Origin of the sequence: Natrialba sp. PRR66 (assembly GCF_034808065.1) — an archaeon.
Lineage (GTDB): Archaea > Halobacteriota > Halobacteria > Halobacteriales > Natrialbaceae > Natrialba > Natrialba aegyptia.
This window is the reverse complement of the sequence record NZ_JAXHGN010000002.1, coordinates 23,155-43,736: the sequence shown is the minus strand read 5'-3', so window position 1 is coordinate 43,736 and position 20,582 is coordinate 23,155. Positions and strand designations below refer to the sequence as shown.

Annotated in this window: 22 protein-coding genes; 17 read left to right on the top strand and 5 right to left on the bottom strand. The window is 66.1% G+C overall.

Features of this window, described 5'->3' with window-relative positions; translation table 11 throughout:
• Positions 1–138: 138 nt before the first annotated feature.
• Positions 139–810, top strand: coding sequence for an NADPH-dependent F420 reductase (npdG, locus tag SM755_RS06295; RefSeq protein WP_323171927.1), 672 nt, complete (start codon positions 139–141; stop codon positions 808–810).
• A gap of 200 nt (positions 811–1,010) precedes the next feature.
• Here npdG and SM755_RS06290 read toward each other — a convergent pair whose 3' ends face one another.
• The gene (locus SM755_RS06290; protein ID WP_275040257.1) at positions 1,011–1,313 is read right to left on the bottom strand and encodes a co-chaperone YbbN; all 303 of its coding nucleotides are present in this window, start codon (positions 1,311–1,313) and stop codon (positions 1,011–1,013) included.
• A 197-nt stretch (positions 1,314–1,510) separates the two neighbouring features.
• Here SM755_RS06290 and SM755_RS06285 point away from each other — a divergent pair, with 197 nt between their 5' ends.
• The 5 genes from SM755_RS06285 (at position 1,511) to SM755_RS06265 (ending at position 3,764) form a co-directional block, all read left to right on the top strand.
• Positions 1,511–1,672, top strand: coding sequence for a preprotein translocase subunit Sec61beta (locus SM755_RS06285; RefSeq protein ID WP_006107604.1), 162 nt, complete (start codon positions 1,511–1,513; stop codon positions 1,670–1,672).
• 106 nt (positions 1,673–1,778) lie between these two features.
• Entirely contained in the window at positions 1,779–2,405 is a 627-nt protein-coding gene (gene pdxT, locus SM755_RS06280; protein WP_323171926.1) for a pyridoxal 5'-phosphate synthase glutaminase subunit PdxT, read from the top strand.
• 170 nt (positions 2,406–2,575) lie between these two features.
• Positions 2,576–3,043, top strand: coding sequence for a bifunctional nuclease family protein (locus SM755_RS06275; RefSeq protein WP_006107602.1), 468 nt, complete (start codon positions 2,576–2,578; stop codon positions 3,041–3,043).
• Positions 3,044–3,328: a phosphoribosyl-ATP diphosphatase gene (gene hisE, locus SM755_RS06270; RefSeq protein ID WP_323171925.1), complete on the top strand. Its 285-nt coding sequence runs from the start codon at positions 3,044–3,046 to the stop codon at positions 3,326–3,328.
• Between the two features lie 88 nt (positions 3,329–3,416).
• Positions 3,417–3,764, top strand: a complete 348-nt coding sequence (locus SM755_RS06265) for a four-helix bundle copper-binding protein (RefSeq protein WP_323171924.1) — start codon at positions 3,417–3,419, stop codon at positions 3,762–3,764.
• Positions 3,765–3,831: 67 nt separating this feature from the next.
• Here the strand turns inward: SM755_RS06265 and SM755_RS06260 are convergent, their stop codons facing one another.
• Positions 3,832–4,242, bottom strand: coding sequence for a DUF5518 domain-containing protein (locus tag SM755_RS06260; RefSeq protein WP_323171923.1), 411 nt, complete (start codon positions 4,240–4,242; stop codon positions 3,832–3,834).
• Between the two features lie 85 nt (positions 4,243–4,327).
• Between SM755_RS06260 and SM755_RS06255 the strand changes: the two genes are divergently transcribed.
• Both SM755_RS06255 and SM755_RS06250 read left to right on the top strand, forming a co-directional pair.
• Positions 4,328–5,371, top strand: a complete 1,044-nt coding sequence (locus tag SM755_RS06255; protein WP_323171922.1) for a GTPase — start codon at positions 4,328–4,330, stop codon at positions 5,369–5,371.
• A 105-nt stretch (positions 5,372–5,476) separates the two neighbouring features.
• Complete coding sequence (locus tag SM755_RS06250; protein WP_323171921.1) at positions 5,477–5,863, top strand: hypothetical protein; 387 nt, start codon at positions 5,477–5,479, stop codon at positions 5,861–5,863.
• Between the two features lie 21 nt (positions 5,864–5,884).
• Here SM755_RS06250 and SM755_RS06245 read toward each other — a convergent pair whose 3' ends face one another.
• Positions 5,885–7,177, bottom strand: coding sequence for a TIGR00341 family protein (locus tag SM755_RS06245; protein ID WP_323171920.1), 1,293 nt, complete (start codon positions 7,175–7,177; stop codon positions 5,885–5,887).
• A gap of 170 nt (positions 7,178–7,347) precedes the next feature.
• Here SM755_RS06245 and engB point away from each other — a divergent pair, with 170 nt between their 5' ends.
• Positions 7,348–7,965, top strand: coding sequence for a GTP-binding protein EngB (gene engB / locus SM755_RS06240; protein ID WP_323171919.1), 618 nt, complete (start codon positions 7,348–7,350; stop codon positions 7,963–7,965).
• 235 nt (positions 7,966–8,200) lie between these two features.
• Here the strand turns inward: engB and ddh are convergent, their stop codons facing one another.
• The gene (gene ddh / locus SM755_RS06235) at positions 8,201–9,217 is read right to left on the bottom strand and encodes a D-2-hydroxyacid dehydrogenase (protein WP_323171918.1); all 1,017 of its coding nucleotides are present in this window, start codon (positions 9,215–9,217) and stop codon (positions 8,201–8,203) included.
• 538 nt (positions 9,218–9,755) lie between these two features.
• On the opposite strand from ddh, the gene SM755_RS06230 reads away from it, so the two are divergent.
• Positions 9,756–10,019: a hypothetical protein gene (locus SM755_RS06230; protein WP_323171917.1), complete on the top strand. Its 264-nt coding sequence runs from the start codon at positions 9,756–9,758 to the stop codon at positions 10,017–10,019.
• A 272-nt stretch (positions 10,020–10,291) separates the two neighbouring features.
• On the opposite strand, the gene SM755_RS06225 is transcribed toward SM755_RS06230, so the two are convergent.
• On the bottom strand, positions 10,292–11,734 hold the full coding sequence (locus tag SM755_RS06225; RefSeq protein WP_323171916.1) for an NUDIX domain-containing protein: 1,443 nt from the start codon (positions 11,732–11,734) through the stop codon (positions 10,292–10,294).
• Between the two features lie 107 nt (positions 11,735–11,841).
• Here SM755_RS06225 and SM755_RS06220 point away from each other — a divergent pair, with 107 nt between their 5' ends.
• The 7 genes from SM755_RS06220 to SM755_RS06190 all read left to right on the top strand — a co-directional run bounded on the left by SM755_RS06220 (position 11,842) and on the right by SM755_RS06190 (position 20,579).
• Positions 11,842–12,381 (top strand): ribbon-helix-helix protein, CopG family, encoded by a 540-nt coding sequence (locus SM755_RS06220; protein WP_323171915.1) that lies wholly within the window; start codon positions 11,842–11,844, stop codon positions 12,379–12,381.
• A 331-nt stretch (positions 12,382–12,712) separates the two neighbouring features.
• Complete coding sequence (locus SM755_RS06215; RefSeq protein ID WP_323172587.1) at positions 12,713–13,918, top strand: Nramp family divalent metal transporter; 1,206 nt, start codon at positions 12,713–12,715, stop codon at positions 13,916–13,918.
• Between the two features lie 88 nt (positions 13,919–14,006).
• Positions 14,007–16,175, top strand: coding sequence for a hydantoinase/oxoprolinase family protein (locus SM755_RS06210; protein ID WP_323171914.1), 2,169 nt, complete (start codon positions 14,007–14,009; stop codon positions 16,173–16,175).
• Positions 16,172–17,872: a hydantoinase B/oxoprolinase family protein gene (locus SM755_RS06205; protein ID WP_323171913.1), complete on the top strand. Its 1,701-nt coding sequence runs from the start codon at positions 16,172–16,174 to the stop codon at positions 17,870–17,872. The genes SM755_RS06210 and SM755_RS06205 overlap by 4 nt, the downstream gene beginning before the upstream one ends.
• The gene (locus SM755_RS06200) at positions 17,859–18,695 is read left to right on the top strand and encodes an aspartate/glutamate racemase family protein (RefSeq protein ID WP_323171912.1); all 837 of its coding nucleotides are present in this window, start codon (positions 17,859–17,861) and stop codon (positions 18,693–18,695) included. The genes SM755_RS06205 and SM755_RS06200 overlap by 14 nt, the downstream gene beginning before the upstream one ends.
• A gap of 85 nt (positions 18,696–18,780) precedes the next feature.
• Complete coding sequence (locus SM755_RS06195) at positions 18,781–19,563, top strand: coenzyme F420-0:L-glutamate ligase (protein ID WP_323171911.1); 783 nt, start codon at positions 18,781–18,783, stop codon at positions 19,561–19,563.
• The gene (locus SM755_RS06190; protein ID WP_323171910.1) at positions 19,560–20,579 is read left to right on the top strand and encodes a 5,10-methylenetetrahydromethanopterin reductase; all 1,020 of its coding nucleotides are present in this window, start codon (positions 19,560–19,562) and stop codon (positions 20,577–20,579) included. The genes SM755_RS06195 and SM755_RS06190 overlap by 4 nt, the downstream gene beginning before the upstream one ends.
• Positions 20,580–20,582 lie beyond the last annotated feature (3 nt).

Below are 20,582 nucleotides of genomic sequence, written 5' to 3'. Positions count from 1 at the left end.
GAGCGCGCGGATGGCCGCCGTACCGAAACCGGACTGACAGCCCCTCGACGACGGGACAGCGAATCGAGTAGCGAACCGCTTCCGGCGAGATACACCGCCCTCCGACCCTTTATTCGAGTGCCCCCACGAGTGAGACGCATGCGAATCGCACTCCTCGGCGGAACCGGCGACATCGGCGAAGGTCTCACGCTCCGCTTCGCTCGCGATACGGACCACGAACTCCTCGTCGGCTCCCGCGACCCCGAAAAGGCCCGCGACGCCGTCGACGACTACAAAGCCGAACTCGACTCACACGCCGTCGACGATCCCGACATCAACGGCTTCGGCAACGAGATGGCCGCGGATCGCGCCGACGTTGCCATCCTCAGCGTCCCACCCTACTACGCCGGTGATACCGTCGACGCCATCGACGGCGTCCTCGATGCCGACACCGTCCTCGTCACCCCCGCCGTCGGCATGAAAGGCGACGAAGACGGCATGCACTACCACCCGCCAGGTGCCGGCAGCGTCACTGAACTCGTCGCCCAGCGCGCACCCGACGAGGTCCCCGTCGTCGGCGCGTTCCACAACCTCGCTGCCGGCAAGCTCGCAGATCTCTCCGCGGAGTTCGACCTCGATACGCTCCTCGTCGGGGACGACGACAGCGCAAAGGAGACCGTTCGGGCGCTCGCGAACGAGATTGACGGGCTGCGCGCACTCGATGCGGGGCCGCTCGCGAACGCCGCGGAGGTCGAAAGCGTGACGCCGCTGGTCATCAACATCGCGAAACACAACGACGAACTGCACGACGTTGGCGTCAAGTGGGTCTGATACGGTCTCCTGTACCGATTTCCAGCGCACTCGCAGGACGAGTCGCGACTGGGCCGGAATCGACTGACAGCGGTCCATACGAGACACTCACAGTAGTCCGTGGCGCGTTTCACTCGTGTCGAAGTGGTTGCAAGAAGAAATATGGAGCGCGATAGAGCCGCTGCTACCGGAGCGAAACCGAAGAACTGCAGAAACTGCGCTTACGCGCCCGCAGATTCGAGGGCGTCCTCGAGATCCCCGCGCTGGGTGACACCGACGAAACGCTCGACGATACCGTCGTCGTTCTCGATGATGAGCGTCGGCAGCGATCGTACCTGGTATTCGTTGGCAACGTCTTGCTGTTCGTCTACGTTTACCTTCTCGACATCGAACCGGCCGTCCCAGTCGTCTTCGAGTTCTTCGAGGATGGGGTCCTGTGTCTTGCAGGGACCACACCAGTCCGCGTAGAAGTCCTTGAGCGTGACAGTCATACGGTTCAGCGCTAGTTGCCGCGCGCGGCGCATAAGGGTTTCCCAGTCGTAGTCGCTTGCCGGCTCTCCGTACTGTGACGGGTGACTTTGCCACCGGGCGGCATTGCTGTCAGGTTGCAGGACAGCGGTACGCGATGACCGTGCGGCACAGAACGAACCGGTGGACTGACCGTCGGCCGGGCCACTCCAAGAGTCGAAAGGTTTAGTTCCGGGAACCCGTACAGGCGAGTATGGATAAAGGACAGAACACCGGCGGGCTAATGTCCAGTGCCGGACTCGTCCGCTACTTCGACTCCGAGGACTCGAACGCAATTCTCATCGACCCGAAGACGGTTATCGCGACGGGCGTCATGATCGGCGTCCTCATCCAGCTTCTGACGCTCGTCTCGTAAGTCCCGTAAGTCTCGGAAGCGCTGCCGTTTCTCTCGCGACACCCTCGGCCAGCGGCCGAATCGGCGCGTCGCGTCCTTTTTGAGCCCGGTGTTCGTAGGCCCGGCTATGACACTGCGCGCCGGCGTCGTCGCCGTTCAGGGCGACGTTGCAGAACACGCAGCCGCGATCGAACGCGCGGCCGCGGCTCACGACAGAACGATCGATGTCGAGGAGATCCGTACCGCTGGAGCCGTCCCCGACTGCGACGTGCTCGCGCTACCCGGCGGCGAGTCGACGACCATCTCCAGACTGCTCCACGACGAGGGTATCGCCGCCGAAATCGAAGCTCACGTCGCCGCGGGCAAACCCCTGTTTGCCACCTGCGCCGGACTGATCGTCGCCGCAAGCGACGCCGGTGACGACCGCGTCGATGAACTCGGGCTGATCGACGTAACCGTCGAGCGAAACGCCTTCGGCCGCCAGGCGGACAGTTTCGAGGCCCCGCTCGACGTGCAGGGGCTCGCGGACGACGCGCCGTTCCCGGCAGTATTCATCCGTGCACCCGCGATCGACGATGCGAGTTCAGCAGCGGTCGACGTGCTGGCGACGTGGGATGGCCGGCCGGTTGCGGTTCGAGATGGGCCGGTCGTGGGCACCGCCTTCCATCCGGAGCTGACGAGGGACAGCCGGATTCACGGCCTGGCGTTCTTCGAGAACGACGACGCCGTTCTCCCGTCCGCGGCCGCCGAGTAACGGCGGGAGATCGGCTCGGACGGACCGCGAGGATGCAGCGCCGCTGTCGGCTCGCCCGGATACACTGTCGGGCGGCACGCGCGGCGGTCGCCCCGTCGGGTGAGCGGCGGAACGCTGTATGCATTCGCAACCGGACATGTTTTTCCTCCCGGAGACCCAATGAGAGGGATATGCAGGCAGCTATCGACGCAGTCCGTGTCGCTGGGACGCCACAGGGCCCGGTCCCAGTCGTCGTCCTCGATATCGACGGTGAGGACGACGTCGTCCCCATCTTCATTGGATTCACCGAGGCGACCAGTATCGCCCGCGGTCTCGAGGCCGAGGACATCGGCCGACCGCTGACGCACGATCTCTTGCTCGACGTGATCGAAGAACTCGGGAGTCGGATCGACCGCGTCGTCGTCACCGAGATCGAAGACCGTGACGACGGCCAGGGCGGCACCTATCTCGCGGATCTCTACGTCGAGACGCCGCGCGGCGAGACCGTCATCGACGCCCGGCCGAGCGACTCCCTCGCGCTCGCCGCCCGGACCAACGCCTCGATCGAAGTCAGCGACGCCGTCTTCGAGGACAGCCGTGACGACAGTGAGAAGTTCGACCAACTCGAAGACATCCGCAACGTCTCCGGTGATCTATAAATGGAGGATACACTCGACGAGCTGTTCGCCGTCATCGAGGATCGCAAGGAAACCCTGCCCGACGACTCCTATACCGCCTCACTTTTCACCCACGAGAAGGGCGAAAACGCCGTCCTCGAAAAACTCGGGGAAGAAACAACCGAACTCGTTCTCGCCGCGAAAGACGACCAGGAGGACGAAATCGCCGCCGAAGCCGCCGACATCGTCTACCACTTGCTCGTTTTGCTTTCGATGAAGGACATGTCCCTCGACGAGCTGGAAGCTGAACTCGAGGCGCGGCGCTAGCGGGAGTCGGAAGTCGGTGGACGGTTAAGGAAACGCCTGCAGTCGCCCGTCACACGTTCATGCCATTCGACGATGACGAGTTCAGGTGATGGCACTCGACAAACTCGAGCACGCAGACGAGCAGATGCAGGAGTGTATCGACAACTGTCTCGACGCCGCGCAGGTCTGTGAGTGGTGTGCCGACGCCTGCGCCGACGAGGGCGAGGAGATGGCTCGGTGTATCAGGCTCTGTCGAGACGTCGCCGACATCGCGTCGCTTCACGCCCGCTGGATGGCGCGGAACTCGGGCTACCACGCTGAACTCGGGGAAATCTGCGCTGACCTCTGCGAGGAGTGTGCCGAAGAGTGCGAGCAACACGATAACGAGCACTGCCAGGCGTGTGCAGAAATTCTGCCGAAGTGCGCCGAGAGTTGTCGGGAGATGGCGTCGGCGTAGGCGGGCGATCGGGCGGCCAACTTAGCGGCGACGACCACGAGCACGCCCGGACGATTGGGCGGCCAACTTAGCGGCGACGGCCACGAGCGCGCCCGGACGATTTGGATCGGGGATTGAACAGCCCGCCGACCGCGCCGGCGAGCGCGCTCTCGAGCGCCAGGATGAACGAGACGAGCAGCGCGGCGAGGAGAATACCGATGCCGGCGACGCCCGAGAGGAGGCCGCCGATGGGCCCGGCAGCCCATCCCGTCAAGGCGACGAGGAGGGCAAGAAGGACGCCGACGACGATACCGCCGAACGCACCCGCTAACAGCCCGTGCCAGAACCCGCGTCCGAGGCCGCCGCCCGCGAGATACCCCGCGACGAAGCCGCCGACCAGCCCCGCAACGAACTGGCCGATGCCGGGGATCGCGAGCCCGACGATGCTGAGGACCGTTGCGACGAGAAAGCCGATAATAACGGCACGCCAGTCTGTCATCGTAGCCGTCCGTTCGCGCCGTGTGCGCATAAGCCCTCGCCGCGTAACGAACGACCTTTTAAGACCGCGCGTCCTACCTGTGAGCATGATTTTCGAAGACCTTCCGACGACGCCCACGTCGGAAGAGTTGATCGACAAGGCATTTTCGCGGGCAGCACGGGCCGGCAAGGCCAAAGGCGGCCTTGAAGCCCAGCAGTCCATGCTCCAGACCGCGGCGAACATCATCTCCGATAACCTCGAAAACGTCGTCACGGCCTGGCCTGACTTCGAGTACGACGCCCACCCGTTCTACTACGAACTCGCCGACGCCATCGTGGACGTGGACGCGCTCCGCCAGAGTCTCTCGGAAGTGATGTGGGCCAGCCGGAAGGCCCGCGAGATTCACGAGGAGTACCAGCCGCGGCTGCGAAAGACCGACGTCGACACGGCTCGCAAGCACCGCAAACAAGCCTTCGCACGGCTCGCGGACATCGTCGAACAGGTCGACGACCACCTGCTGCGGATCAACGAGGCGCGAAACGACCTGCGGGATCTGCCCGAAATCAATCCGGACGAACCGACGATCGTCGTCGCCGGCTACCCGAACGTCGGCAAGTCCTCGTTCGTCAACGACGTCACGAGCGCCCGCGGCGAGACCGCCTCGTACCCGTTTACGACGAAGGGGATCGGCCTCGGCCACTTCGAAGGGGCGGACTTGTCCGCCGACTCAGAGCGGACCGATCGGTCCGCGATGCGCGATCACATCCGCTACCAGATCGTCGATACGCCCGGCCTGCTCGATCGACCGCCGGCGGAGCGAAACGAGATCGAATCCCAGGCCGTCAGCGCCATCGAGCACCTCGCCGACTGCATGCTCGTCATGCTCGATCCGAGCGCCGAATGCGGCTACCCGCTCGACTCGCAACTCGAACTCCGGGATTCGATCGCCGCCCAGTTCGAGACCGTCCCCGTATTGACGATCGCGAACAAGACGGACCGGGCCGACGTCTGGGACGACAGCCGGACCGACGAGATGAACGCGGATTACACGATGAGCGTCGAAACCGGCGAGAACGTCGACACAGTGCTCGAGGCCGCCGTTGAGGCGGTCGACTACGAACCCACGTTACCGTTCGAAGAGGAGCAATGAGCGTCGGCCGCACCAACCACTGGAAAGTGTCGGCTACTGCGGGCGGAGCGAACGCCGAGTAACGCGACCGAGTGTCGAGTACCGAATCGATCGAACCGGGAACACATGAAAGGACCAGGACTGTTCGACATGCTCCAACTCGCGGCCGGGTTCTCGATGGCCGGCCCGATGTTCGTCGTCGGCTTCGAGTTCATCCGTACCGATCGGGTCGTCGTCGGCGGAATCTTTCTCGTTCTCGGGGTGTTGACGCTTTACTTTCCGACGTACGTTATCAACAGAATTGGCGGCCCGCGGGCGTGGATTCGGCGGCGGTTCGAGCGACGGCGCTGGCTCGGTGGCGGCGGTGGTGAGAGCGGCGGTGTCGGCGACGGTGATAGAGACACTGACAGCACCGGACACGACGGATCGAGTTCGGACAACCGGGCAGGCGGCCACGAGCAAACGACCGAGTCGGGAGAGGGCGGTCGGCTCGAACGGTTGTTCGGTCGGTGAGCGGAGAGGTCCCCACGACGATCACCGTTCGACCAGCCCGATATAGCGGATTTCGACGCCGACCTGTTCGGAGGTGTGGCGGTTTATCCGCTCGGCCAGCGTGTCGGCGATGCCGGGTTCCGGGTCGCCCGGCGGGCCGCCGATCCGAATGATGACGCGTTCGGGGCCGACGAACGGGTACTCGTCGTCGGTGATGACGCTCACGCCGAGGAGTTGGTACTCCTCGAACGCTGGCTCCTCGAGGACGAGTTCAGCTTCAGTCTGGGCGTTCTCTTCGAACGTGGCCAGCGTGTACGACGAGTAGGTGATCCCGCCGAGGAAGACGGCGAAGACGAGGACGATGACGCCGAGCGCGATGACGCGTTTGCGAACTCGTTGTTCGGTTTCGGTCAGGGAGAACAGGCTTTCGGGGCGATAGCCGACGTACCAGAGCGTCAGGAGGCCGGCGAGGTTCACGGAGAGGACGTTGACGAGGACGAGTGCCGTCGAGCCGATGGCAGCGGACGGTTGGCCCCAGGCGATGGCGACGCCGGCGGCAGCGGCGGGCGGAATGAGCGCTGCCGCGATCATCACGCCGACGAGTGCCACGGAGATGCCGGTAGCGATGCTGACGATGCCGGCGACGCCGGCACCGAGGGCAACCGCGAGAGAGAGGAGATCCGGTGTCAGCCGCTCGGAAATTTCGTCGACGGAGCCGATATCGAGTCCGGGGGGAACGACGTTCGTCGTCCGGACGAGCCAGGCGAAGACGGCCGCGGCGGCGATGGCGAGGACGATACCGACGAGTTGGTAGAGGACGCTCTCGGTGAACAGTTCTTCGTCGTCGATCACGGAGCCGACGCTCGCGCCGAGTGCGGGGCCGATCAACGGTGCGATAACCATGGAGCCGACGACGACGGCGGACGAATCGAGCAGGAGACCGGCGGTCGCGACGACGGCGCTGACGATCGTCATCGTCGCGTAGACGCCGAAGGTCGGGGTCAGCGAGTCGGCTTCCGCCAGGAGTTCCTGTCGGGAGATACGGTCGGATTCGACGTCGCCCTGTTCGTACTCGTCACGAAGCGCCTCGAACCGGCGCGAGATAACCGTTTCAGCGTCGACGACGACGGTGTAGGCGTCCTCGTCGATGCCGGCCTCCTGGAGGGCGTCGAGAACGGGTTCGACCGCCGGCGTGGGAAGCGGAAAGTAGACGACGGCGGTGTACTCCCGGCCGCTGTTCTCGTCGGTGACGACGTAATCGATCTCCCGTTCGTCGAGCGTCTCGAGGATCGTCTGTCGCTCTCCTGTCGGAACCGTCAACTGGACGAGGCGCACGTGCGATCCTGAGTATGTCTGCAGGCATAACTTCAGGGATTGCGTACACGAACTTCCTCCCTGTAGCCGAGTTCAGGTTGCAGGGACCGAGTCAGGACGGTGGATCGACGGGACTGGAACAGCCGAGCCGTCACGGTGCTTATAAAGCCGCGAGCGGTCTACGGGTGGGTATGTTCGATACGCGTCCCGACCGCGAGGCCGAAGTCGCCCTGGTCGGTCGCTCGAACGTGGGCAAGTCGACGCTCATGCGCGAGTTGACCGGTCACAGCTTCGATACCGGCGGTAACCCCGGCGTGACCCGCAGCCCCAACCACTACGACTGGGCCGCAGAAGACTTCGTCATCAGCGATCTTCCCGGCTTCGGCTTCATGAGTGGCGTCGACGAGGAGCACCGCGAGCAGATCAAGACGAACATCGTCCAGTACATAGAGGAACACGCGGACGACATCCTCGTCGCAATTCTGGTCGTCGACGGCAAGAGCGTCATCGACATCATCGATCGCCACTCCGGCCCCGACGAAATCCCCTACGACGTCGAGATGTTCCACTTCCTGCGCGACCTCGGGATTCCGACCGTCGTCGCCGTCAACAAGATGGACAAAGTCGACGACCGCGACGAGCGACTGAACGAACTCTGCGATCGACTCGGTCTGTTGCCACCCTGGAAACAGTGGCAAGAGACCATCGCGCCGATTACCGCAAAGAAGGGCCAAATTAGCTCGCTGAACGACGCCGTCCGCGAGCACTTACACGACCAGAAGCGGGATGACCTGTTCAAGTTTTTCTAACAAACTTTTGCGCTGCGGGTGCGCCAAAAGCGCACCCTCGGCAAAACTTTGATGAAAAGCACTCCTCCCGCCGTTCCGAGCGCACGGCGCTCTCCACAGCAGTCGTCGGCCCGCTCGTTCGCTTCGCTCACTCGCGGTTGTGACGAGTGAACAGCAACTCTTTGTCCGGATCGAAGATTTCTCACGCCGCTCGATTCGCGCACTCGTTCGTTCGGCGGACAAGTAACAAGTTCCGTTAGACGACCCGGTTGACGAACGGCTCGTCGTCCGCGAGTCGCTCGACGTTCTCGAAGACGAGTTCGGCGACGTCGCGGAAGTAGTCCACCGTGAAGGCACCGCAGTGGGGCGTGACGATCACCTCGTCCATCCCCCACAGCGGCGAGTTCTCGGGGAGCGGTTCGGTTTCGAAAACGTCGAGCGCCGCGCCGGCGATCGAGTTCGATTCGAGCGCGTCGATCAGCGCGTCCTCGTCGACGACGGGGCCGCGGCCGACGTTGACGAGGTACGCGTCCTCGCGCATGGCGTCGAACGCGTCGGCGTCGACCAGGTGGTGGGTGTCGTCGGTCAACGGGAGCGTGACGATGACGAACTCGGCGTCGGCGATGGCGTCGCGCCGGTCGTCGGTCGCGTAGACCTCCTCGAACCCGGGGACGGGGTCGGCCGACCGTCGAACGCCGGTCACGCGCATATCGAGCGCGCCGAGGACATCGGCGACGCCGCTACCGAGCGTGCCGGTGCCGAGGACGCACGCCGTCTTGCCGGAGAGCGTGACCGCCTCGTCCCACTCGGGTTGCTCCCAGCGCCGGTCCTGCTGAGCGGCGACGTAGGTGTGCAGGCGGCGCGCGAACGAGAGAAGATAGCCCGCGACGGTCTCGCCGATGGACCGACCGTGGATGCCGGTGCTGTTGGTGAGGACGACATCGTTCGCCCTGAACTCGTCGAAGGGAAAGCGGTCGACGCCGGCCTGGATCGAGTGCACCCAGTCGAGGTCGAGGAACGCCTCGCGGTGGTCGAGGGTGACGACGGCATCACAGTCGGAGATTTGGTCGTCGCCGATGACGTTGACGGTCGCGGAAGTGGAAAGGTCGGCGAGTTCGGTCGCGAGTTCAGCGGGCGGAAAGACGGCGCTGACCGAGGTGTGAACGCCGAGGTGGTCGAGGTCGATGCTGGGGGCGGCGTCGGCGTTCGTGTCGGTGTTCGCGCTCGAGTTCGAGTCCGGGTCCGGGTCCGGGTCCGATTCGCGAGTTGGCATACGCGGTGGTACGAACGAGTCGACGTTCAAGCTTTGCACGGTGCCGGCGCTCTCGACTGGTATTCCGAAAGGCGGCTCGGGAAAAACCCTCGTCACAAGGGGCTCGGTGGGGGTAACACTTCGTCACGGCCGCCGAGAGGCGGTACTCGGCGGATGACTTTCCGTCTGTCGGTCCCGTGTGGCAGTCTCACCTGCACTCGTTCGAAGGGAGCAGTTGGAACGTTTTCATAACCGCGTTCAATTCGACTCCCCAATCGAGGAAATCGACTGCACTCTGCCAGATCAAACTCTTCTTCCCCGTGATGAGCGGTAGATATAAGTTCCTACCAGTTAACAATTAGAACGGAAGCCGCTAAACGGACGTAAAATGTCCCGGGTCTAGGACACCCGAGACGTGGCTTCCAAGCGGTATGCTTGCAGCCATGTTTGCGTACATTCTCACGGGATATAAACATCCCGCACGATTGACGCGTTGGACCGCACAAAGAGCCGCCTGCGTCCGATTTACCCCCTCCGAGTACAGGATGGTGGACGCGGTATGACCGACGAGTTCACAGCGGACGAGTTCGCGCCGGATCGATCGGGCGACTCGACTGGTTCGAAGGCTGATTCGAAGACGAATCCGAAAGCAGACGCGGAGACCGCCGCGAGTGATGACGGTGATACATTCCCGCGCTGTCCGCGCTGTAACACGCCCATCGTCCGACGGACCATGATCGGGCCGGGCGAAGCCATCGCCGGTCCCTGCGGCTGTCGCGTCGCCCCCGTCGTCGAGACGAAATCCGAACCCGACTCGAAGTAAGACCGCGAGACGAGTTCGTCCGAACTGAACTCGGATCGCGGCGGCCAGCCGAGTTGACGGTGGGATGCGAGACGACCACCACAACCACCATCACCATCGGAACCACGACACCGCTCCCACTGCCCAACTCGGCCCGTAAACGCGTTCCTCGGAGATCTACTCGAACCCCGAAACGACACGGTGAGCACTCGTCTCCCGAAACTCGGGTGAAGAACTCGTCCGAACGCAGTTCCGAGAGCGGTCAGAATCAAGGTCGGGACGCGGCAACCACCTCAGCCCGACACCGACGACTCGTGCTCGCGCCAGCCCGCGAGTTCAGTGAACTCGTCGGCGACCGCCTCGATGTCGCCGGGGTCGAGTACGCCCCGCTCCGTGGCGAACGCGGCGACGAACTCGGCGGGCGTCACGTCGAACGTCGGATTCAGAACGTCGAGGTCGCAGTCGCCGTCGTAGACGGCGTTCCGGGAGCCGGATTCCAGGTTCACGTCTTCGCGAGTCGAGACCTTATCAGCGGCGGCGACGACCGTGACGGGCACGTCCGCCCGCGCGGCGGCGATAGCGAGCGTTCGCGTGCCGGTCTTGTTCACCGCGGCACCGTCGGGACGGATCGTATCCGCGCCGACGAGTACCCGGTCGACGGCTTCGGTCGCGAGCACGTGGGCGACCGCGGCGTCGGTGTGGACCGCAATCGGACAATCCAGTTCGGCAGCCAGGCGTTCGGCCGCGTCGATCCCCTCCCGAGCGGGCCGGGATTCGGCGACGAACACCCGCGACGGCGACCCCTTGCGCAGCGCATCGAGGACGGTTCCCGACCGTGAGAGGGTCATCACGGTGCCCTCGGTGAACTTGCTCGCGGCCGCCGCGGCCTCCTCGTCGGCGGCCGTCGCGCGGTCGATACCGGCGACGGCGGCGGCGAGGACGGCGGGTGCGCCGACGCTGGCGGCGGTCGTATCGCTATCAGTACCAGTCGTCCCGCTCGCGTCCGCCATCACCCTGTTGACCCGATTTCGGAGGACGGCCATCGACGGCCGAGCCTCGAGCAGCCGGCCCGCCAGCGCCGCGAGTTCGTCCCACTCGTCTTCAGTGCGGACGGCCCCCGCCTCGTCACTGTCCGCGGCGTAGCTCTCATCCCCACCGTCGTCCCGCTCGGCGACCAGCAACCCCGCCCGATCCCGCAGAACTTCGAGCGCGCGGATCGAAAGGGCCGCAGCGCCGTGCTCGTCGTCCGCCGCGATCGATCGGACCGTCGGGGCCACGCGCTCGTAGGCCGTCCACAGCGCCGGCACCGTCTCACGGTCGTCGGCCGGATCGACGATCACCGTCGGCGGGAGCCACCTGAACTCGTCGTGTTCCTCGCTCGGGTCGATCTCGCGGTGGTCCACGTCGAAGAGATACGGGTGGACGGTCCACTCGCGGTCGAGATCCGGATCGGTGACCGTCACCGGGCGACCGGCGCGGACGAGTTCACAATCGTCGTCGCCGAGGCCGGTTTCCTCGCGGATTTCGGTGCGAACCTGGCTGTCGGGATCGCCCTCGGCGAAGCCGGAGACGCCGCCCCACTGGCCCGAATAGGTGCCGACGGCGTCGCTGCGACGCAAGCAGAGGATCTCACCGCGGTTGCGGAGGAAGGCGGTGACGACATCGGCCTGGGTCGGCTCCGTCGCCGGGTCGGTGTCGTCGGTTGCATCCGAAGCGTCGTTCATATCCGATTCCATGGTGGCAACGGGGGAATCGCTTTCGGGATCGGGGTTCGAGCGGGGTGGGAATGCAACCGCTGCGCGGATGACGTGAGCTATACACGTCTCGAGTTCGACGAGTCAGTATGACACAGCGCGTAACGGTATCGCTTGACGAGGAGTCAGCGGCCGCCCTCGAGACGCTGGTGACCGAGACGGGTGCCGGGCAGAGCGAGGTCGTCCGCCGCGCGCTCGCCTTTTACGCGGCGAACTTCGAGGCGGCGAATCAACAGCCAAGCGATAATTTAGAGCAGTACTACCGGATGCTGGCGTCGGGGGAGCACGTGTTGCTCGACGTCGATTTCCTCCATGCCTTTCTCGAGTTCTGTTACGACGGCGGCGACCCGGACCCGGCGTTCGTCGAGGCGGCCGACCGCGTTTCGGAGTACCATGCCCACGAATACGCGGACCGCTTTGAGACGGTCGGCGAGGTTCTCGAATGGCTCTCGTTTTGCGGCTTTCTCGAAGTACGCCGCGAGGACGACGATTATCACCTCGTCTTTCCGTCGGAGGCGATCCGCTGGTTCATGACGCGCTTCATCGAGCGCAGCACCGCCGAACTCCCGACCGAGATCGAGATCGAACAGGGCGTCTCGAAGGTAATCATCACCGAGCGCGTCGACTGACCGCCCGGTCTCGGCGAAACTCCGGCGTTCATCTCGCCCTGAAGTCAGGGACGCCGAACGTGAACGGCGAGTATTCGCCTGCCGAGTATAGTAACAACTGAAACGGTTTACACACTGATCGTACAGCTGTCGCACGATCAGGTGTGCACTGACTTTCAGTGGCTACTATAGCTTCGGCCAGAACGGGAGTTCACCGACAAGCTCCGTAGGGGGAGAAAGTGACACGAGTTCATACGAACGCTCATCGGCGACCGAACTCGGGGCGCGTGTATGATCGATTCTTAACAACGTTTTTGACTCGTTCGGAGAGCGATATGTGTGTACAGATACCATGGGCATTCTGGAGCGATTGAAAGCGGTTGGACCGGGCGCACTCGTCGCGGCCGCGTTCGTCGGACCGGGAACGGTGACGACGGCGAGCGTGATCGGTGCCGAGTATGCGTACGTGCTCGTCTGGACGATCGCGTTTTCGATTCTGGCGACGATGGTCTTACAGGAGATGAGCGCGCGGCTCGGCCTGATCACCGCGGAGGGACTGGGCGAAGCGTTTCGAAACGAGTTCTCGAATCCGATTGCGAAGGGCGCGACTGTCGCGCTCGTCGTGAGCGCGATCGGAATCGGGACGGCGGCCTTTCAGACCGGCAACATCGTCGGGGGCGCTGCCGGCCTCGCGACGATAACCGGCGTGAGCGAGAGCGTCTGGGGCCCCCTTATCGGGTTCGTGGCCGCCGGCTTGCTGTGGTCGGGAAACTACAAACTGATCGAACGGGTCTTCATCGGCCTCGTGATCGTCATGGGCCTCGCGTTCGTCATTAACGCGATTATCGTCCGCCCCGATCTGGGGTTGCTCTCGCACGGACTCGTGCCGACAATCCCCGACGGGTCGGCCTACCTGATCGCCGGACTCATCGGGACGACCGTCGTCGGCTACAACCTCTTCTTGCACGCGAGCACCGTCCAGGAGCGCTGGGACGGCGCGGCCGATCTCGCCGAGTGCCGGACCGACACGATCCTGATGGTCGCCATCGGCGGGCTCATCACGACGTCGATCGTCGTCACGGCCGCCGCGGTGTTTCCCAGCGGGACCGAGATCGACGACGTCGGGGCGATGGCAACGCAGCTCGAGCCGGTCTTCGGCGGCTACGCGCTGACCTTCTTCGCGATCGGGCTCTTCGCGGCCGGATTCACGAGTTCGATGAGCGCGCCGCTGGCCGGGGCGTACGCGACGGCCGGCGCGCTCGGCTGGGAGCGCGATCTGACGGCGACCCGGTTCCGAGCGGTCTGGATGACGATTCTGGGGACGGGCATCGTCTTCTCGGCGCTGGATTACAACCCGATCACCGTGATCGTCTTCGCGCAAGTCGCTAACGGACTGCTGTTGCCGATCCTCGCCGTCTTCCTCACCTACGCGATGAACAACGAGGGGCTGCTCGGCGAGCACACCAACAGCCGGCTCCAGAACGCACTCGGCGGGTTCGTCACGCTCGTCGTGATCGGGATCGGGCTGCAGACGCTGTACGACGTGCTCCTCGCCTGACTATGCACCCACAGCGACATCACGACCACCATCTGAACTCGTCTCACCACGACGCACGGACACGCAGAACAGTTTCCTATTCGACGACATGAGCGATTCACATACCTCTGACACGAACACGGACGTATCGATGACACACAGCGACTCGGCGGCTCGGAACGCGGGGACCGACGACGGTACCGACGCCGTTCGAATCGGCGTCGACGTCGGCGGCACCTTCACCGACGTGGCCCTCTCCGTGGACGATAGCCTCGTCACCGCGAAGGTGCCGACGACGGACGAGCAACACGTCGGTGTCCTCGAGGGCATTCGAAAGGCCTGCGCCGAGGCGGACATCGACCCGGACGACATCGACGAGTTCGGTCACGCGATGACCGTCTCGGTCAACGCCCTCTTGGAGCGCGGGGGCGCGAAGACGGCGCTCGTCACCACGTCGGGATTCCGGGACGTGCTCGAGATCGGCCGGCAGGACCGGCCCGCGCTGTACGACCTCGATGCCGAGAAACCGGCACCGCTCGTTCCGCGCGAGTTGCGCTTCGAGATCGACGAGCGAACGACGGTCGACGGAATCGAACGGGCGGTCGACCCCGACGAGGTGCGCGAACTCGCGGCGACGCTGCGCGACCGGGAGGTCGAATCCGTCGCCGTCTGTCTGTTGCACGCCTACGCCGACCCCGCGAACGAGCGAGTGGTCGCCGAAACCCTGCGAGACGAACTCGACGTGCCGGTCTCGGCCTCCCACGAGGTGCTCGCCGAGTTCCGCGAGTTCGAGCGCACGTCGACCACCGCGGTCGACGCCTACGTCCGGCCGGCGATCGACCGCTACGTCGGGCGGCTGGTCGACGAGGCCGCGGAGGCGGGGATTCCGGCCCCGCGGATCATGCAGGCAAACGGCGGCATCGCGGACCCCGAGACCGTCCGCGAACACGCCGTCACGACGGCGCTCTCCGGACCCGCCGCGGGCGTCGTGGGTGCTGCGGCGACGGTCGGTGACGGAGAGGCCGACGCTACGAGCGCGGACGCCGACGAACCCGGCGGCGACGCGATCGAGGGACTCGTCACCTTCGACATGGGCGGCACCTCGAGCGACGTGAGCCTCGTCCGCGACGGTCGAGCGGAGCGGACGACCGACGCCGAGATCGACGGCCTCCCGATCCGAACGCCGATGGTCGACGTGAACACCGTCGGTGCCGGCGGCGGCTCGATCGCGTGGGTCGACGGCGGCGGGGCACTTCGAGTCGGCCCCCAGTCCTCGGGCGCACAGCCCGGCCCCGCCTGCTACGGCCGCGGTGGGACGCGGCCGACCGTCACCGACGCCAACGTCGTCCTCGGCTACATCGGCCCCGACACCGCCCTCGGCGGCGAGCTCACGCTCGACGTTGACGCGGCCCGCGACGCCCTCGCGCAACTGGCCGACGAAGCCGGACTGCCCGACGCGCTCGCGGCCGCCCGCGGCGTCTACCGCGTGGCCAACGCGACGATGACCCGAACGATCCGCAGCGTCACCGTCGAACGCGGCCACGACCCGCGCGAGTTCGCGCTCGTCGCCTTCGGCGGCGCGGGGCCGCTGCACGCCGTCGCGCTCGCCGACTCGCTCGACGTCGACCGCGTCGTCATCCCGCGACCGGGCGGGGTCCTCTCGGCGTTCGGCCTCCTCGCCGCCGACGAGAGCTACGACGCCGTCCGCACCGTCGGCGTCGATCTCGAGACGGCCGATCCGGAGGCGACCGAAGCCGTTTCCGACGAACTCGTCGCGGACGTGCTCGCGGAGACATCGGACCCCGATTCGGCGCGCGTCGAGCGTGCGGCGGACTGTCGGTACGCCGGCCAGAGCTTCGAACTCGCCGTTCCCATGGCGGACGGGTTCGACGCAGCAGCGATCGCAGAGCGGTTCCACGAGGCCCACGAGCGCGCCTATGGCTACGAGTTGGACGAACGGATCGAAGTCGTCAACCTCCGCGCGACGGCGACCGTCCCCGGAGCCGATCCGACCGTCCGCCACGCGGGGAGCGGCGACGCCCACGTCGGCACGCGGATGGCCCACTTCCCCGGCTTCGGCCTCGAAACGGAATCGGAACCCGAGCCCCGGGAGGCGACCGTCTACGACCGCGACCGCCTTGCACCGAACGCGACGGTCGCCGGCCCGGCGATTCTCGAACAGGACGAAAGCACTGCCGTCGTCCCGCCGGGGTGGACGGGACGCTGTCTGGCGGACGGAACACTCGTCGTGACCCGCACGGAGGTGACCGAAGAATGACGACCGACGACACTGAACTCGACAACACCGAGAGTGACAACGCCGAAACCGACGGCACCGACCGACCGAACGCCACAACCCCCGAACCCGGCAGCGATATCGACCCGGTGACGCTCGAAGTGCTTCGCAACCAGCTCGAGAGCATCGCCGAGGAGATGGGCCAGACCCTGATCCGCGGCGCGTACTCGCCGAACATCAAGGAGCGACGGGACTGCTCGACGGCCCTGTTCGACGCCGACGGGCGGATGATCGCCCAGGCCGAACACATCCCGGTCCACCTCGGCGCGATGCCCGCCGCCGTCGACGCCGTCCTCGAGTTCGATCCGCGACCCGGCGACGTGTTCGTGCTCAACGACCCCTTCCGGGGCGGGACGCACCTGCCGGACGTGACGATGGTCTCACCCCTCGCCGCGGGCGGCGACATCGTCGGCTACGCCGTCTCCCGCGCCCACCACGCCGACGTGGGTGGCATGACGCCCGGAAGCATGCCCGCCGGCGCGGAGGAGATCTACCAGGAAGGGCTGCGACTCCCGCCGACGCGACTCGTCGAGGCCGGCGAGGTGCGCGAGGACATTCGGTCGCTCATCCTCGCGAACGTCCGCAACCCCCGCGAGCGACGCGCCGACCTGCGCGCCCAACTCGCCGCGAACGAGCGCGCCCAAGAGCGACTCGCCGCACTGTTCGACCGACACGGCCGCGACACCGCTCTGGCGGGATTCGACGCCGTCATCGACTACTCGCGCGAGCGCATCGAAGGCGAACTCGAAACCCTTCCCGACGGGACCTACGAGGCGACCGACGTGCTCGAGGGCGACGGGGTGACCGACGACGACATCGAACTCGCGGTGACGGTGACGGTCGACGGCGCGACGATCGACGTCGACTTCGACGGAACCGACGACCAGCTCGCGGGGAATCTCAACGCGCCGCTCGCGGTCGCGAAGAGCGCGGTGTACTTCGTCGTCCGGTGTCTCACCGATCCCGAGATTCCGCCGAACCACGGCTGTTACGAGCCGGTGAGCGTCCGCGCTCCCGAAGGGACGCTCCTGAATCCGGAGCCCCCCGCGGCGGTCGTCGGGGGGAACGTCGAGACCAGCCAGCGGGTGACGGACGTGGTCTTTACCGCGCTCGCGAGCGCCGCGCCGGACCGCGTCCCCGCACAGGGCCAGGGCACGATGAACAACCTGACCATCGGCGCGCGGGACGGCTCGTTCGCCTACTACGAAACCATCGCCGGCGGCTTCGGGGCGCGCGCCGATCGCGACGGCATGGACGGCGTCCAGGTCGGCATGACGAACACGCTCAACACGCCCGTCGAATCGATCGAAACGGAGTACCCGCTCCGCGTCGACCGCTACGGGCTGCGCGAAGACAGCGGCGGCCGCGGCGAGTTCCGCGGCGGCTGTGGACTCGAGCGCACCGTCACCGTCGAGCGAGACGCGACGGTATCGCTTTTGACCGAGCGCCGACGCCACGCGCCCGCCGGCGTCGCGGGCGGCGAGAGCGGCGCGACGGGCGAAAACCTGATCGACGGCGAGGCAGTGCCCGCAAAGACGACGGTCGATGTCGAGGCGGGAACGACCGTCACCGTCCGGACGCCGGGCGGCGGCGGCCACGGCGAGCCGGCAGCGCGAGACACCACGGCGCTCGAAGCCGAAAGCGACGCGAACTCGCGAGGTGACGATGCCGACCAATGAAGCTGACGACGGCGGGAACCAACGCGGTCGAATCGGCCTGATCGTCCCCTCGTCGAACACGACAGCCGAACCGGAGTTCCGCGCGGCGCTTCCGGCCCCCGTGAGCGTCCACGGTGCGCGGATGTCCCTCGAGTCGGTGACCGTCGACGAACTCGACGCGATGAGCGACGACGCGACCCGCGCGGCCGAACTGCTCGGTCACGCCGCCGTCGACGCGATCGCCTACGCCTGCACGACCGGCAGCCTGTTGCACGGGCCCGGTTTCGACGCCGAACTCGAGGCGACCATCCGGGAGGCGGCGGGCGTTCCGGCGGTCGCGACGGCACGATCCGTCGTCCGCGCGCTCGAGTTCATCGACGCGACGCGAATCGCCGTCGTCACGCCGTACACTGCCGACCTGGACGAGAAAGAACGGGAGTTTCTCGAGCAGCGCGGCTTCGATGTCGCGACGATCGACGGGCGCGGCCTCGAGCGAAACACGGCCATCGGCGCACTGGACGAGACCGAGGCGTTTCAACAGGTGGTCGACCACGTCGGGCAGTACGATTCGAGCGGCCTCGATGCGATCTTCGTCTCGTGTACCAACTACCGTTCGCTCGCCGCCGTCGACGATCTCGAGTCGGAACTCGGGGTCCCGGTCGTCACGAGCAACGGAGCGACGCTCTGGGATCTCGCGCGGGTTGCCGATTTCGAGAGCGAGAGCGAACACGCAAACGAAAACGAGAACGAGCGCGCGAGTACGAGCGCGAGCGAGGCTGAAACCGGGAGCGAGAACCGACTCACGATCGACGGGCCGGGAGCGCTCTTCGAACGCGATCGATAAGCGACGAGCGGGTGACGCGACGACAACCGCTGGTTCGATTCTCCGGTGACGGTGCGTTTTTGGCGGTACTCGCCCACCCACCGGTATGGAACTCACACCAGTGGCGGGCCTGCCCGAGATCCGCCCCGGCGACGACATCGCCGACCTCGTCGCGGATCGGGCGGGGGACACCCTCGCCGAGGGCGACGTGCTCACCGTCGCCAGTACAATCGTCTCCAAGGCCGAGGGACGAACGGCCGACCTCGACGACTACCCGGTCAGCGGCCGCGCGCAGGAACTCGCCGACCGCATCGGCGATCTCACCGGCGAGGAGAAAGACCCCCGATTCGCACAGGCCGTTCTCGAGGAGAGCACGGAACTGCTGATCGACGCCCCCTTCCTGCTCACCGAAACGCGATTCGGTCACATCTGCGTGAACGCGGGCATCGACCGCTCGAACGTACCCGATCACGACCTGTTGCTCCTGCCGAAACGACCGACCGAGAGCGCCGAACGAATCCGGTCCGGACTCGCCGATCGGGGCTACGAGAACGTCGCCGTCGTCGTCACCGACACCTGCGGCCGCCCCTTCCGCCACGGCCAGCGCGGCGTCGCCATCGGCTGGGACGGCCTCCCCGCCAGCCGCGACTGGCGCGGTGAACGCGACCGCGACGGCCGCGAACTCGGCGTCACCGTCCAGTCCGTCGTCGACGAACTCGCCGCCGCCGCGAACCTCGTCACCGGCGAAGGGGCCGGCGGCACCCCCGCCGTCGTCGTCAGCGACTGGACCTTCGGCGACCTCGACGGCAGCGACGAACTCTTCCGCTCGGTCGAAGACGACCTCATCAGACAAGCGCTTCGCGGGTGGGAGTGGAGGGCCGACGAATGAGCACGAACGCCGATACCGAGCCGACCGTCGGCATCGAACTCACGCCCGAACACCCCATCGAGCGCATCGCCGAACTCGCGGCCCTCGCCGAGAACGAGGGATTCGATATCGCGTTCGCGAGCAGCCACTACTTCAACCGCGACCCGTTCGTGACGCTCTCGCGCATGGCCGAGGCCACGGACAGCATTCGACTCGGCCCGGGCGTCGTCAATCCCTACGAGACCCACCCGGTCAAACTCGCCGCCCAGACGGCGACGATCGACGAGTTCAGCGACGGCCGTGCCGTCTTCGGGATCGGTGCGGGTGACCGGTCGTCGCTCGCGAACCTCGGCATCGAACACGAGCGGCCGCTTCGGCGCGTCCTCGAAACGTTCGATGTCGCGCGCGATCTCTGGGCGGGCGAGACTGTCAGCCATGATGGGACTTTCGCGGCCAGCGACGCGTCGCTCAATCTCGAGCCGCCGTCGGGTCGGATTCCGGTCTACGTCGGCGCACAGGGGCCGCACATGCTCCGGATGAGCGCCAAGCACGCCGACGGCGTGCTGGTCAACGCCGCCCATCCGCGCGATCTCGAGTGGGCGGCCGGCCAACTCGAGCACGGACTGGACGAGCGGCCCGCCGACCGCGGCGCGTTCGAGGCGCTCGCGTTCGCGAGCGTGAGCGTCGCGGCGGACGAAGCGGCGGCGCGGGAGGCCGCACGTCCCCCGGTCGCCTTCATCGTCGGCGGGGCGGCCGACCCGGTGCTCGACCGACACGACATCGACCGCGAGGCCGCGAGTTCGGTCGGCGACGCGCTCTCGAAGGGGGATCTCACCGACGCGTTCGACCGCGTCACGCCGGCGATGATCGACGCGTTCTGCGTCGCCGGGACGACGGCGCAGGTCGCGGATCGGTTCGACGCGATGCTCGACCACGTCGACGGGATCGTCGTCGGCTCGCCACTCGGTCCTGAACTCGAGGATGCGATCGAGCGCGCGAGCGAAGCGATTGCGCGCGTACGCACCTCTCGTCAATAAACG

Bases quoted from the DNA above. Each gene is read 5' to 3' on its own strand.
- SM755_RS06205 (WP_323171913.1), top strand. From the start codon at position 16,172: ATGACGACCGACGACACTGAACTCGACAACACCGAGAGTGACAACGCC.
- ddh (WP_323171918.1), bottom strand. From the start codon at position 9,217: ATGCCAACTCGCGAATCGGACCCGGACCCGGACCCGGACTCGAACTCG.
- SM755_RS06210 (WP_323171914.1), top strand. From the start codon at position 14,007: ATGAGCGATTCACATACCTCTGACACGAACACGGACGTATCGATGACA.
- SM755_RS06220 (WP_323171915.1), top strand. From the start codon at position 11,842: ATGACACAGCGCGTAACGGTATCGCTTGACGAGGAGTCAGCGGCCGCC.
- SM755_RS06215 (WP_323172587.1), top strand. From the start codon at position 12,713: ATGGGCATTCTGGAGCGATTGAAAGCGGTTGGACCGGGCGCACTCGTC.
- SM755_RS06265 (WP_323171924.1), top strand. From the start codon at position 3,417: ATGGCACTCGACAAACTCGAGCACGCAGACGAGCAGATGCAGGAGTGT.
- pdxT (WP_323171926.1), top strand. From the start codon at position 1,779: ATGACACTGCGCGCCGGCGTCGTCGCCGTTCAGGGCGACGTTGCAGAA.
- SM755_RS06290 (WP_275040257.1), bottom strand. From the start codon at position 1,313: ATGCGCCGCGCGCGGCAACTAGCGCTGAACCGTATGACTGTCACGCTC.
- hisE (WP_323171925.1), top strand. From the start codon at position 3,044: ATGGAGGATACACTCGACGAGCTGTTCGCCGTCATCGAGGATCGCAAG.
- SM755_RS06250 (WP_323171921.1), top strand. From the start codon at position 5,477: ATGAAAGGACCAGGACTGTTCGACATGCTCCAACTCGCGGCCGGGTTC.
- SM755_RS06190 (WP_323171910.1), top strand. From the start codon at position 19,560: ATGAGCACGAACGCCGATACCGAGCCGACCGTCGGCATCGAACTCACG.
- SM755_RS06275 (WP_006107602.1), top strand. From the start codon at position 2,576: ATGCAGGCAGCTATCGACGCAGTCCGTGTCGCTGGGACGCCACAGGGC.
- SM755_RS06255 (WP_323171922.1), top strand. From the start codon at position 4,328: ATGATTTTCGAAGACCTTCCGACGACGCCCACGTCGGAAGAGTTGATC.
- SM755_RS06230 (WP_323171917.1), top strand. From the start codon at position 9,756: ATGACCGACGAGTTCACAGCGGACGAGTTCGCGCCGGATCGATCGGGC.
- npdG (WP_323171927.1), top strand. From the start codon at position 139: ATGCGAATCGCACTCCTCGGCGGAACCGGCGACATCGGCGAAGGTCTC.
- SM755_RS06225 (WP_323171916.1), bottom strand. From the start codon at position 11,734: ATGGAATCGGATATGAACGACGCTTCGGATGCAACCGACGACACCGAC.
- SM755_RS06260 (WP_323171923.1), bottom strand. From the start codon at position 4,242: ATGACAGACTGGCGTGCCGTTATTATCGGCTTTCTCGTCGCAACGGTC.
- SM755_RS06200 (WP_323171912.1), top strand. From the start codon at position 17,859: ATGCCGACCAATGAAGCTGACGACGGCGGGAACCAACGCGGTCGAATC.
- SM755_RS06285 (WP_006107604.1), top strand. From the start codon at position 1,511: ATGGATAAAGGACAGAACACCGGCGGGCTAATGTCCAGTGCCGGACTC.
- SM755_RS06195 (WP_323171911.1), top strand. From the start codon at position 18,781: ATGGAACTCACACCAGTGGCGGGCCTGCCCGAGATCCGCCCCGGCGAC.
- engB (WP_323171919.1), top strand. From the start codon at position 7,348: ATGTTCGATACGCGTCCCGACCGCGAGGCCGAAGTCGCCCTGGTCGGT.